Raw genomic sequence first — 13,318 nt, forward strand, 5'->3', positions numbered from 1 at the left:
TCGTCCGTCTCCATGATCGACGGACTCTACCTAAATCTGGAGGAAGATCAGGGTCTCAGGTCACCCGGTACCCGGAAGGCGTGGTTATGGGCGTCGAACAGCATCTCGTGGGTCTGCAGCGGGTGGGCTCGCAGAGTGAAGGCGCAGCTGCAGGACAGCTTGACGTGGGCGACCTGCAGCTTGGTGCGCTCGCCGGCGATGATCGCCCAGTCCTCAGACCAGTCGAATGGAACGCCTCTCCGGGCACAAAGGCCAGCGGCACGAAGGTGCCGCGGCCGCTGGTCTGCTGCTCGCGCAACCGGACAGCCTTCCAGTCGCGGGCAAAGAAGGCCGCCACCCTATTATACGACCCCTCATAGCCCAACGTCACGAGATCGGCGTGCAGCTGCTTGACGGTGCGCTTGTGCTTGCGGGACTTGCCGGCCTCGACCCGCAGCATCGCCGCGAGCTTGTCGGCATAGGGATCGAGCTTGCTCGGCCGGTCCGGAACGTGAAACCGGGGTTCGACGCTGTCCGCTCGCAGGTACTTACGCACGGTGTTCCGTGAGAGGCCGGTGCGGCGGGATATCTCCCGGATCGAGCTACGATCCCGATGATGCCAGCGTCGGATGACGCTCAATAACTCCATGTCGATCACTCCGCTGTCCCCCGCGTATGCCGCGTGAGACGTGGTGAAAACATGGGTCACTTCTCGATGGAAAAATCCGCTCCTGCAGGGTCAGATCTCAGTGGAAATCAACAGGTAGCTGTCATACGGCGTTTCCCAAATTTGCCCATCTGAGCACGATTTCGACAGAGGTCCGCTCGTCCTCTATCGCCTCGGCAGGCTTGTATCCACGTTCGCCAATAGGGACGAGCTCACAAAGAAACCTCCGCCATCAAGCCACGACGAGCAAATCATATTGAAGCGTGACGCTAGGTGAGACGCACCACAAGAATATGACCATCCCAACACGCGATGAGCGGCGAGCGGTGACGTAGCCGCTCCTCACTTTCCTGAACTCCACCGGGTACAGACATCCGCAAATTAGAAACTGGGTGCGAGCGCCGAATTGCGTTAACGTGCAATCTGCCCCCCGCTTCCCTCCAATAATGTCGAAAAATCTGTGTTGCTGAGTGTGTGAAGTCCTGATTCGGTCGTCCCTAGGATCGAGGACATGCTGGTGATAGGCAAACCGAACGGTGATCCAAGAGGCACTTTCCTACGAGTTCGATAGCGCCCCATGGAGCCCGAGATCGGGTCGGATGTAAGTGAGCAATCGCGAGCGCCACACGTCCGATCACTCGAAGCCAGCGAGCCAGACGACAAGCGGCGGAAAGCCGAATTTTCTTCATTACGGATGGCTGATCAGTGCCTTATTTCGTCATTCCATGTGGGGCTTTGCGAGCCCGACATGGCACCTGCTGGCTGTTCCGATGATCGTGCGTCATTCGCGGCCCCGCGGCATATGGCATTATGTTCGTCTAGGAATTTCACCCGCTACGGAACAGCTTATCCCTTTAATCCCCCGATAAGGATCGGGAAGCTCAGCTTTTTGTTTGTGGTATTGAAGCGAAAATTTTACATTTAACCCAATTGGATAGGTCCCGCGCGATACCGACTGGCCCGTGCGAGACGATCTGACTTGCGTTAATATAATCTTGAATAGGATATCGCACTGCATGACAGGCAATATAAAAACAGCAGAATTTATCGATAATAAGAATATGGGAAAGGAGCGGCCTATCTTCCGGAGATCAATACTACACGAATTTCCAGACATACCCCTATATGCAGCAAACTTATATAATATATATAAAAAATACGGAAACTCGAATGGCTTAAATTACGTATCAGAGGTCGGAAATAAAATTATTGTTAGTGGAAAGATTGATATCGACTCACTCAAAAGGACAACTATTTATTTAAATGGCAATAACAATTCAATGACATTTGATGACCTACGTAATGTTTTTAAATTAGACGTCGCATGCGTAAAAGAGTCAAATATTACTATAAACTCTCCAAACACAATCCGTGGGCTTACCATATTTTGCTCTCATGGCAGTAGCGTTGCTATGAGAGCCAATTGCATGGTAGCACGAGACGTACTTATATACTCGTCTAAAGCTCACGGACTATATAGCGTTGTAGATGGCTCCAGGCGCTTTAAGCAAGGAGTAGATATAGGCCAACGTGTTTGGCTCGGACAGGGAGCACGAATTCTAGCTGGAGCTAGGGTTGGAAATGGGTCAGTCATCGGCTCGTATAGTGTATTGGCCGGCCGCATCCCAAACAACTGCGCCGCAGCGGGGAACCCTTGCCGGGTTACAACAAAAGATATTTTCTGGACCGGAAAAGCCGTTCCGAACGACGGAAATTATTTTGAAATGCTCAAACAAATAAATAAAGAAATGCCGGAATTTATTAAAATGACCGAAGATTAAACATGTATAAACTTATAATGCAGCAAAATAGACATTTGTATACTATTTTCTTTAAAAATCGCATAATACCACCTATTAGACTGAACAATCATTCCCCGTCCATGAACGTTGGAGTAATTATTTATGCTATTCTCTACGAATTGACCGCTCAACTCACGGTCAATCATCGATGAGTTCCACCATCATCGGTCACCTTGTCTGGCACCATGATACAAATTGAGCGAGCATGAAATTGGTGAGCGCGTATTTCGCTAGGCAGCGGACCCATAACGCCTTGATCCAGATGCGTGTTGCGGCGAGCTTGAGGGGCGATCGTAGCGCGTGGCGAGCCCTCGCATCTGCTTGATGCGGTTGAAGAAGCGCTCGATCTGGTTCCTCTGGCGGTAGAGCCATGGGCTGAAGGCGAAGGTCCGCCTGCGGATGACACGTGGCGGCACATTGGCGAAGGCGCCACGTTCCGCCGTCTCGGCGCGGATGGCGTCGGTGTCGTAGGCCTTGTCGGCGAGAAGGATGCCTCCCGGGGCGAGACCGGCCAGCAGTTCCTGCCCTACAGGTACGTCGCCCGCCTGTCCGGCGGTCAGGGCGAGATGGTGGGCCTGCCGTCAGCATCAACCAAGGCATGAATCTTGGTGGTCAGGCCGCCCCGGGAGCGTCCCATGCAACGATCGTCGTCGCCCCCTTTTTGATCGCGGCACCGTGCTGGTGCACGCGAACGCAGGATGGGTCGATCATGATAATGTCGCCGTCATAGGCGGCCGGGACCACTTCCAACAGCCGGTCCCAGACCCCGGCGGCGCGCCAGCGCGCAAAGCGGTTGTAGAGGGTTGTGCGCGGGCCATAGCGCTCCGGCACATCCCGCCACGGCGCCCCGGTCCGAAAGCGCCAGAGGATGCCGGTGATCACCCGGCAGTCGTCCACCCGCGCCACGCCGCGCACCTTGTTCGGCAACAGTGGCGCGATGATCGCCCATTCTTCGTCAGTCAGCTCATGGCGGCGCATCTCTCGGGCGCCCGGTTCGGGAGCTTGAATCACGACACGCTCAGATGCGCAAATTTATACGTCGCCTGGTGGCGTCGGGTACTCTGTAGGCATTGCCGCCGACGCTGACCATGCCTTTCCGGGAGATGCGGCGCTCCAGGCGCAGCACGGCGCGGAATGGCGCCGTCGGTAGGGCCCGCAGATACGGCCGCTCCTCGACGAAGGCCTCGTTCACGATGTACTGGGTCGTGGCGTGCCGGCGCGGGTTGACAACGGTATCGAGCCAATGACGCAGTTGCCCATTGAGGTCGTCGAGATGGCGGAACGATCGAGCCAGAAGGAAATCCTCCCGGATGTACCGAAAAGGCCGCCCCACCTTGCCTTTGGTCTTGGCGCGATAGGGCCGACAGGCTCTTGGATGGAGGCCGAAATGGCGGGCAAGATCGATAAGGTTGCGATTATAGACGACGCTCTCCGCGCGTTCATCGCCGGTGACCGTGGTCTTCATCCGATCATAGAGAACCTCGCGTGGCAGGCCGACGATCGCGTCGAAAGCGGCGGTGTGGCAACGCGGCACTGTCGGCAGATCCTGGTGCAGGACGAAGCGCACCCAGATCAGGCGGCTATAGCCGAGCATCATGGAGAACAGCCAGACGATCCACGGCGTTGTCGGCTCATCGGCAAAGACGACGTGAAACTGGGCGAAGTTGACCTGAGCCTGCTCGCCAGGCGCAGTCTCAAACCAAACTTCATACCCGGGCGCCGGCGCCTCCCGCAGGAAATCCGTGACGGCGGTATAGCCGCCCTCGTAGCCACGGCCCTTCAGCTCCCGGAACAGGCGCTGCCCGGTCAAGCCGGGATAGGCAGCGACGCGCTCTCAGATAGATGGAGAAGGGCTCGTTCACGCTGCGGCGCGGAAGGCGAGGACCATAGGCCGGCCCCCCGCTGCGCTCAATGTACTTGCGCACGGTCTTGAGATCCATGCCGGTTAGCCGGACGATCGCCGACACCGACATGCCTCGCCGGTGCAAATCCAAGATCATCATCAACTCCCCGAGGTTGATCACCGAAGCTTCCTCCCGCCCATCGGGAGAAGGATCGATGACAGCCCGCCGCCGGTCTTCCGGGGGCGCGCCCCGGAAGACCGGCGCAACGCCTCAAACTGGGGAAGATTCAAACGGCACTTCTGGGGGAGCATTGAGCTGGCAGCTACAGCGCGGAGCAAATTTGACGTTGCCAAATCACCCACTCACCCTTTCGGATCACTAAAGGCCTAATCACAAGCGGGGCCTTTCATTTGGAAAATTCGATGAACACCACTACGAATGTCGCGGCGAACATCGCAACATGGCTACCCCGTCATTCGTGCTAGATTACGATAGAAGGTCTTTCCAGATACTTTTCTCGTCGCCGGACCCCATCGCTCGCGCGAGTCCCTTGTTTCCGATGGGAGGAGCGCTCTCGCGCACGCTGTACTGTTGGAATGGAAGAGAGTACCGCGGAGGCTCGACCATCATATGTATAAATTCATATATCATATCATTATATTGCATATTAATATTTAATACGAGAAATACTATAATTCATGATACCGATATATTATCATTTATATCAATTCATCTCTTCATGAATTCTGTGTTTTGCCAATTCATTGAAGTATGTTTATACGCCGCTCGACATCCACATGCACAAAATTCGTGCAATTCATGTTGATCAGCAATAAATATTTCATTTCCAAGCTTATCTATATTTTCTTTTGTTTTTGACAGATAATTCGAAACCGTTCGGGTAATCTGACCAGGCCCACTTCTTAACCAAATCGATTCTCGATCTCCTCTTTGAGATGACTCAACAATATTATTAAGTAATTTTTGTATTATTTCATTATTTGGAATAGTTGCTATAAAATTATTCCCAATTGTACCATAGTGCTCCTGACGGAGGACGAGCTCATGGCCGGCGATCAAAGCGTCGATTGGAGCTAGGCAGGCATCATCAGCATCCGCATATACCCCCCCTATCTCCAGCAAAACCGCCAGGCGAAATACGTCCGATTTTCCGGCAATGCTTTCCATCCTACGAAATGCTTGAAAAACACGCCGATCACATTTTTGCTGAATGAATGCACTAGCTTCAGAAAGAGAAAATAATTTATACTCCCATTCAGAATTTTTATCTTTCCACGTATTCATTAAATATCTTACATCATCTGGTATTTCATCAACATCCCAAAATTGAAATATTATTTTGGGAATTTTATTATTTTCATATGAAGAAACAGTTCGATTAAATTTACCCGTTCGACGAAGCGCTATCATGAAAGCCGCCGCGCATCCAGTATGACCTGGATGCTCAGAGACAATTTTCATCCATTCACTTATATCATCGGCCTCAGAATTGGATTTTCCATCCATTAGAGCTTCATTGTTGGTCCAATAGTCATTAATTATTTCTCCAATGAGACTTTGCGAAATATTTTTAACCCCCTTAAATTTATTAAGAGCCTTGGAGCTATATAAGCACTCACGTGCCCGTCGAACGTCAAGATTCATCGTATACAAATCCGCCAAATGCTTATAATCCTGAGAATTAAATTCGAATAATTTTCTATTCTCATATAAATTTATTGCTTGCGCAATTTTCCATTTTGCCTTCAGCAAATTTGCGGAAAATCGGCGGCGACGCTTGTAACTTTTCTCATCGCTGGCATTGATTTTTATCAACAACTCTTCGAACTCATCAAATTTCCCAAGGAATATCAGGATACGAAGACGTAAATCAACAATTTCTGAATTATCTGGCATCCTTTCAATGGCAGAAACCGAAATCTCATCCGCCTCCTTAACTCGACCTGATTTGAATAGAACAACACCAAGCTCAGCAATTAATCGAGGGCTATCGCCGTTAATTTGTATACTCCTGCGTAAATACTGCACTGCACGTTCTGTTGATATGAAACTTGCTGCGGCACGGGAGAGGTCGATCCATGCACCACTTGAACTCGGCGATAGATCCACGGCTTTCTGTAAAATATCTACTGCTTCTGGACGACGCGCTGCAGTCAATCGCCGGCCAAGAGAGATAAGTAGCATCACGTTATCGGGATACAGGTCCAACGCTTTTCGTATTACTGAAATAGCTGATTCAATATCTCCAATTAAGTTGAATAACTTCTCTAATCGAAGAGCGCCACTAACGTCTCTACTAAACAGATTTCTTATCTTGTTCAATATAAATACAACTTGTTCATATTCTTTCTGATCAATTTTTAATTCGGCAAGCCGGAGAGCTGCAATAAAATTGCCGTCAAGTGACAGCATCTCATCTGTAACAAACACTTCAGTATTGGACTTATCTCCGTTTGCATACAATAAAGCGGCCAATCGCAGCCTTATACGAAAATCCTTATTTCCAGAAATCCATGCATTATTTAATATATTATAATACTCATGTACACCATGAATTACTTTGTATAGTTCAGCAAGCTTAATTACTGCGACTGTATCGTTCGTATATCTTATAATATCGTGCAATATCGACTCGGCTTCTTTTATATTTCCTTTTTTTAATAGTATCTGTACTATGGCATGTTCTGTTTTCAAATTAAATGCATAAATGTTTCGAGATTCAATCAATAATCTCTCTGCCTCTTCTATATCATCAAACTTCATTAACTCTGATAATAATTGATACGCTAATATTTTATCAGATTTATTTGCTGATTCTTTTTTGTTATTAACAGCCTGATATAAATAATGCTTCGCGTTTTCGATGTTGCCTTTTTTGATAGATATCTTATATAGATCAATGCAAATTTTTATATTTGATCTCGATAAATCTAATGCTTCTCCTAGTAGTTTTTCCGCTTCATTTAAATTTGATTCCATAATATATATTTTAGACAAGGATCTTAGAGATCGAACCCTGTCAGAATTATTTGTATAATTAAGAGATTTTGACAGCTCTGAGATAAGCAACATTTTTGCATCGGTAACATGTCCCGAGCCAATCAATACATCGGCTTTGCGCCAAAGTGGGGTACTCTTGGGAGTCATGCTGATATCCGGGAATACGTTGCGACAGTGGCGGCAATTTGCCGGCCCCCGCGGGGATTCGTCAAGCGCCTTGCCGTTAGCCATGGGTGTCCTGGATATCGATCAAACTGTACAAACAGTGCGCGCTAGCGACCCGCCAAGCCTCTTGGGTCCTCCAGCTGATGCTACTCCGTCCCGCTCAAGAGCGCTTCTACTTCGCCACTCACAATCACAATCCATCGCTTCGGATGGTCAGGATGTAGAGACGTTACGCGACAATCTCATTGTTTTGCCCTCGCCCTTGATCGTGCCAGTGAACGTCCTCCCCGGTTGACCGGACACGTCCTCCCACTTCGCTAAGAGATAGAAGCAATGTCGTTTCTATGGCTAGTGCGGCCCTGACAGGACCTGAGCAACGACAGCGCTAGGCGCCGGCCGAGAAGGCGGCGATTGCTGCGGAGACTTAAGAGCCTAGGATGAGCGTCAACCTCGTCTCGTGGCAGCATAGCATCGCCCCTAATTAGGTGTTTTCCTGGCGGCGCCTCGCAAATCAAGTCGCGCTGACTGCGACGCATGCGAAGGAAGAGGTGGTTTCGGCATCTGGGTATCGGATGCCGCAGAACGAGATCCGCGATCTGCATCGGCTCTCGGCAAGGAAGACGCTCCAGGTGGAGATCCTGAGTGAGGCTCTCAACGCCACCACGGGCACTGCTGCACTCGCTGTCTTGGCCGAAGGCCGATTCTCGAGAAGGCCGTCCGCGCCAAGGTTCCCATCCACAGGCGCCGGCCCAGCCGGTCCGCGCAGCCTGACAGCGACATTAGGTCGTGGCTATCCGTGCGCTCATTCCAGCGATGCCGAGCGATGGCTAGCAGCGGGTCTGGGCGCTGCTTCGTCGTGCAACGGAGTCCGAGGGTACGCCTCCGGTGAGGGCCGCCTTGTTTGTTCGGGGTGATGAGCTGAAGTTCTAGGGATAATCCTGGGAGTAGCTCTATGATGTCGCGGATTGAGGTGATCACATCGGTCGAACGCCGCCGTCGGTGGCCGCGCGTGGAGAAGGAGCGGCTGGTGGCGGCCTCTCTTGAGTCAGGCGTGTCGGCGTCGGAGATTGCCCGCGGCGCCGGGATTCATGTGAGCCAGCTGTTTCGGTAGCGCAAGGAGCTGTGTGCCGTGTCGCCGGCGGCAGAGATCGGGTTTCTGCCAGTTGTGACGGAAGGCGCCGCCGATATCCGGCCCGACGATAGAGCACAGGCAGTTGTCGGGAGGCGTGGTCGTACTCGTGGATGCGGGCGGCGGGGGTTGATCGAGATCGAGCTGCCGACCGGCCAGCGGGTACGTGTCGACGGGGAGGTCGATGTTGCGACTCTTCGGCAGGTGCTTGATCTGCTTGGCGCACGATGATCCCGGTTCCGAGCGGAGTGCGGGTGTGGCTGGCGACCGGCCACACCGATATGAGGAAGGGCTTCGTGGGTCTGGCATTGCAGGTCCAGGAAGTTCTACGGCGCGATCCCAATGGCGGGCACCTGTTCGTGTCCGCGGTCGACGCGGCGATCTGGTGAAGATGATCTGGCATGACGGCCAGGGCGCCTGCCTGTTCTCGAAGCGGCTGGAGCGCGGCCGCTTCCTGTGGCCTTCGCCGGCCGACGGCGTGGTGACGATCACGCCGGCGCAGCTCGGCTACCTGCTAGAAGGCATTGACTGGCGGCATCCGCAGAGGACGTGGCGATCTGGCGCGTCAGGGTGATTTGGGCGTGGCACGGGAGCGGCAGATATGATCCTCTTCCTCTATGTCGAGCCCGACGGACCCTTTGCCGAGCGACCTTGCCGCGGCCCACGCCATGATCCTGGCGGAGCGTGCCGCGTGGCTTGAAGCTGAGGCGACTATCGCCCGGGAGCGTGCCGCAAGCAGCTGCACGGATGCCCTCATCGCGCGTCTGAAGCTGGAGATCGAGAAGCTCCGGCGCGAGTTCTACGGCACGGGCTCGGAGCGCAAGGCACGGCTGCTCGACCAGCTGGAGATGCAGGAGGAACTGGAGGCCGACGCCACCGAGGACGAACTGGCCGCGGAAGCCGCAACGCAAAAGGCCACCGTTGGGTCGTTCGAGCGCAAGCGGCCCGCACGCAAGCCGTTTCCGGATCATCTGCCGCGTGAGCGCGTCATCGTCGCCGCACCCGAGAGCTGCCCGTGCTGCGGCTCGCCCCGGCTGGTGAAGCTCGGGGAAGATATCTCCGAGACGCTGGAGGTGAAGATGATCCAGACGGTGCGCGAGCGCTTCTCCTGCCGGGCCTGCGAGGCGGGGAGCCCGCCGCCGGCGCCGTTCCACGTCATCCCGCGTGGCCATGCCGGACCGAACTTGCTGGCGATGGTGCTGTTCGAGAAGTTAGGTCAGCACCAGCCGCTGAACCGGCAGAGCGAGTGCTATGTCCGCGAGGGCATCGACCTGCCGCTGTCGACGCTGGCCGATCACGTGGGTGCCTACGCTGCCGCTTTGCGCCCGTTGCACGTGCTGCTCGAGCGCCATGTCATGGCGGTAGATCACCTGCATGGCGACGACACGCCGGTGCCGATCCCGGCGAAGGGCAAGACCGACACCGGACGGACCTGGGTGTATGTACGCGATGATCGGCCCTTCGGCGGCGCCTATCCACCGGCGGTGCTGCTCCAGACATCCCGCGACCGCTCGGGCGATCATCCGCAGCGGCATCTGACGCACTTCGCCGGCATCCCGCAGGCTGACGCCTTTGCCGGATACAATCGGCTGCTCGCGCCCGGCCGCCAGCCGGGACCGATCGTCGAGGCGCTGTGCTGGGCCCATGCACGGCGCAAGTTCTTCGAACTCGCCGACATCGCCGCGAACCGCCGGCGCGAGCGCGACGCCGCGCCGATTTCGCCCATCGCCTTCGAGGCCGTCACTCGCATCGACGCGCTGTTCGACATCGAGCGCGAGATCAATGGCGTGGGTGCCGATCAGCGCCGGGCCGTTCGCCAGGAGCGCAGCGCTCCTCTCATCGCCGAGCTTGAGGCCTGGATGCGCGAGCATCGCGCCAGGCTATTCCGCCATGCACCTGTGGCCCAGGCCATGGACTACATGCTGCGTCGCGGGGACAGTTTCACCCGCTTCCTCGACGATGGCCGTGTTTGCCTCACGAACAACGCGGCAGAACGCACGCTGCGCGGCATCGCTCTCGGCCGCAAGGCATGGCTGTTCGCCGGGTCCGATCGCGGTGCTGAGCGCGCAGCCGTCATATACAGATTGATCGGCACCGCCCGTCTCAATGACATCGATCTGCAGGCCTGGCTCGCGGACGTGCTCGCCCGCATCGCCGACACCCCGCAGAACCGGCTATACGACCTCTTGCCTTGGAACTGGCATGCGGCGCGAAAGTCGGGGAGTCTCGCGGCATGAGCCATGTCGATCGGATCGCTTGCCTGAAGATCGAACTGGATGATTGTCAACCCACCATCTGGCGCCGTGTCGAGGTGCCGCTAACCTCCTCGCTCAAGGCCTTGCACGATGTCATCCAAGCCGTCATGCCGTTCCAAGACTATCACCTGTTCGAGTTCCGCGCCGGCGAGCAGCGCTTTGCCATCCCCGATCCGGAGTGGGATAGCCTGCGCGACAGGACCTATTCCGCCAAGACTTTGAGGCTTGGCGCTCTCATCGACCGCGGCGTCACCGAGTTCAGCTACACCTATGACTTCGGCGACGACTGGCGGCACACGATCACGATCGAGACGACCACCGCAGCCGATCCTGCCAGGGATTATCCCCGCTACCTCGATGGCGCACGCCGCGCCCCACCCGAGGATGTCGGCGGCATCCCGGGCTTCGAACTATTCCTCGAAGCCATCGCTGATCCCAGCCATGAGGAGCATGACGAGCTCATGCGATGGTACGGTGCGCCATTCGATCCGGCTCTCATCGACGAGGACGCCATCCACACTCGTATTGCAAAGCTCGCCCGACGCCGCGCCATCGGCAAAGCTGCGTTCGCCAAAAGCCGTGGCCAGATTAGCTGAACAGACCGGTAACAGTCGTGGCCCTCGCCGGAGGGGTACGTCCGAGGGGTGGCCGTCTCCCAATCACAGACTGCTCCAGTGCCATACCGGTGGCACTGAGACACTTCGTCATGACGGCCATATTGCCGTCGATCACTCGAATCTGCGCTGGTGTTTCGGCGGCCTCAAACTCGGCTGTAACGATGGCGAGAAGTTCCGCGTAGCCTTCGTACTCGACGGTTGCGATCGGGAGACTATCAGCGTCGCCCCACGACCGAGGGCATCAAGGGTAAGGACAGCCGCGACCTCATGACGGTCACCGTCGAAATCTGCTTTGGGCCGGTCAACCACCTGCCTGCCGTCATCGAATGGCTGACTGACAACGATGCCGGCTATATCGTGTAGTGGTGCGCCGGTGTATCGAACTCGAGCCGCTCACGACGCCCGTCGAGAGCCCGCACTCCAACGGAACGGCCGAGGTCTTCGTGTGCAGGATAGAACACGACTATGCCTGCATGACCTCGATGCCATCAGCCGAAATCGTCCTGCAGCAGTTGCCCGGCCTATTTCGATCACTACAACCAGCTTCATCCCTACAATGCGCTGGGATACAGTTTTTCGAGAGAGTTCATCGCGCAAAGATCAACCCAAGAGGACGTGCTCGAGATTTAGGAGGCAATGAGCGAGCCTTTAACACGGTGTCACTCACCGTCGTCATTCGCCTTTGTTTTTCCCCAGTGGCTTTTTTACGGGCGTCGGTGCGGGCTCAACCTCGACAGTCGGCACGACATCTGCGTTGGTCTCGGTTGCGGCCTCTACAGCCAGTGAAGCATCTACTGCGGCCTCAGCGGTGGGCTCGTCCATAGTTGCGACCGGGGCGGGGTCCGCTACGGCCTCGAGAGAGGGCGCTTCAACCGTCCCAGCGTTGCGACGACGTTGCCCGAGACCTGCTTGCAGGGCAAGGGCTGACCTCTGCGCCGCGTAGTCGGGAGCTACCATTGGATAGTCGGACGGCAGACCCCATTTCTTGCGGTACTGTTCTGGGCTCATGCCGTAACGGGTGCGCAGGTGGCGCTTGAGGGACCTGAACTTCATACCGTCTTCCAAGCACACGAGGAATTCCGGCGTCACCGATTTCCGTACGGGTACAGCCGGCACCAGAGGCTCGGGCTCTGGGTCTGGCGTCGATGAAGCAAGTGCTTGCATCGCACTGTAGACGGACTCGAGTAGATCAGGCAATTGCGTAGCGGGCACGCTGTTATTACTGACAAAAGCGGAGACGACATCAGTCGTAGCGATGATGTAGTCTGCGTCTGAATAACGATCGTCGGGCATAGGTACCTTCCCTGATTCGACAATGTGCTTGTGATACATAAGAGTGGGGATCGCTTATCGCAAGCGACTACGCAGCGCGAAATGTGACAACCTCGCGTGTCCGAAGGATGGCCGTGACGTCAAATGGCCTGACCTTACACTGCCACGACAACACAACCTGTGCGAAGAAGGCCGGATAGGCCGCTTCTATGAGCCCGCCAATCGACAGAGGGAGGCCTAAGCGGGAATCCCGCTCATTAGCCTTGCGGCGATGCATCGTGTCTAACAGGAGCGGAAGGTAAGCTCTATCTCTTCGTCGCCGTCAACCGGATCTCGAAATACGCTTTCGCCCAGCTCATGCCGAAGGCGACCACGCGTGAGGCACGGGCCTTCCTGGAAGCATTGGTGCCGATTCCCTACGAAACCCGAACGGTGTTCACCGACAACGATCTATGTGGGGAAGCAGCTTTGGGCTTTGGGTAGCAGATTTCATCGCGTCGGCAACGCGCCGACGTCGGCAGTAAGCTGATCCAGATGATTTCCACCGTCAACGGGATCGCTCCCAGC

Annotated in this window: 8 protein-coding genes and 3 pseudogenes; 6 read left to right on the forward strand and 5 right to left on the reverse strand. The window is 55.3% G+C overall.

Annotation, left to right across the window (positions count from 1 at the left end):
* Nucleotides 1-62: 62 nt before the first annotated feature.
* Nucleotides 63-628, reverse strand: a pseudogene (locus KHC19_RS07895) (IS21 family transposase); the annotation flags it as partial.
* A 1,034-nt stretch (nucleotides 629-1,662) separates the two neighbouring features.
* Between KHC19_RS07895 and KHC19_RS07900 the strand changes: the two are divergent.
* On the forward strand, nucleotides 1,663-2,427 hold the full coding sequence (locus KHC19_RS07900) for an acyltransferase (protein ID WP_213351824.1): 765 nt from the start codon (nucleotides 1,663-1,665) through the stop codon (nucleotides 2,425-2,427).
* Nucleotides 2,428-2,616: 189 nt separating this feature from the next.
* On the opposite strand, the pseudogene KHC19_RS07905 reads toward KHC19_RS07900, so the two are convergent.
* From KHC19_RS07905 to KHC19_RS07915, 3 genes and pseudogenes are all read right to left on the reverse strand, one after another.
* A pseudogene (locus KHC19_RS07905) lies at nucleotides 2,617-3,426 on the reverse strand (IS5 family transposase).
* 58 nt (nucleotides 3,427-3,484) lie between these two features.
* Nucleotides 3,485-4,472 (reverse strand): annotated as a pseudogene (gene istA / locus KHC19_RS07910) (IS21 family transposase); the annotation flags it as partial.
* 549 nt (nucleotides 4,473-5,021) lie between these two features.
* Complete coding sequence (locus KHC19_RS07915) at nucleotides 5,022-7,544, reverse strand: glycosyltransferase (protein WP_213351825.1); 2,523 nt, start codon at nucleotides 7,542-7,544, stop codon at nucleotides 5,022-5,024.
* 889 nt (nucleotides 7,545-8,433) lie between these two features.
* Between KHC19_RS07915 and KHC19_RS26430 the strand changes: the two genes are divergently transcribed.
* The 5 genes from KHC19_RS26430 to KHC19_RS07935 all read left to right on the forward strand — a co-directional run bounded on the left by KHC19_RS26430 (nucleotide 8,434) and on the right by KHC19_RS07935 (nucleotide 11,458).
* Nucleotides 8,434-8,589 carry a transposase gene (locus tag KHC19_RS26430; protein WP_378297332.1) on the forward strand — a complete coding sequence of 52 codons (156 nt, stop codon included), beginning with the start codon at nucleotides 8,434-8,436 and terminating at the stop codon, nucleotides 8,587-8,589.
* A 272-nt stretch (nucleotides 8,590-8,861) separates the two neighbouring features.
* On the forward strand, nucleotides 8,862-8,996 hold the full coding sequence (gene tnpB, locus KHC19_RS26330) for an IS66 family insertion sequence element accessory protein TnpB (protein ID WP_343207673.1): 135 nt from the start codon (nucleotides 8,862-8,864) through the stop codon (nucleotides 8,994-8,996).
* 2 nt (nucleotides 8,997-8,998) lie between these two features.
* Entirely contained in the window at nucleotides 8,999-9,181 is a 183-nt protein-coding gene (tnpB, locus tag KHC19_RS26335) for an IS66 family insertion sequence element accessory protein TnpB (protein ID WP_343207675.1), read from the forward strand.
* A gap of 94 nt (nucleotides 9,182-9,275) precedes the next feature.
* Entirely contained in the window at nucleotides 9,276-10,844 is a 1,569-nt protein-coding gene (gene tnpC, locus KHC19_RS07930; protein ID WP_246548474.1) for an IS66 family transposase, read from the forward strand.
* Nucleotides 10,841-11,458, forward strand: a complete 618-nt coding sequence (locus KHC19_RS07935; protein WP_213351828.1) for a plasmid pRiA4b ORF-3 family protein — start codon at nucleotides 10,841-10,843, stop codon at nucleotides 11,456-11,458. Before tnpC ends, KHC19_RS07935 begins: the two co-directional genes overlap by 4 nt.
* 693 nt (nucleotides 11,459-12,151) lie before the next feature.
* Here KHC19_RS07935 and KHC19_RS07940 read toward each other — a convergent pair.
* Nucleotides 12,152-12,772 carry a Ros/MucR family transcriptional regulator gene (locus KHC19_RS07940; protein WP_213351829.1) on the reverse strand — a complete coding sequence of 207 codons (621 nt, stop codon included), beginning with the start codon at nucleotides 12,770-12,772 and terminating at the stop codon, nucleotides 12,152-12,154.
* Nucleotides 12,773-13,318 lie beyond the last annotated feature (546 nt).

The organism is Ancylobacter oerskovii (assembly GCF_018390555.1).
Lineage (GTDB): Bacteria > Pseudomonadota > Alphaproteobacteria > Rhizobiales > Xanthobacteraceae > Ancylobacter > Ancylobacter oerskovii.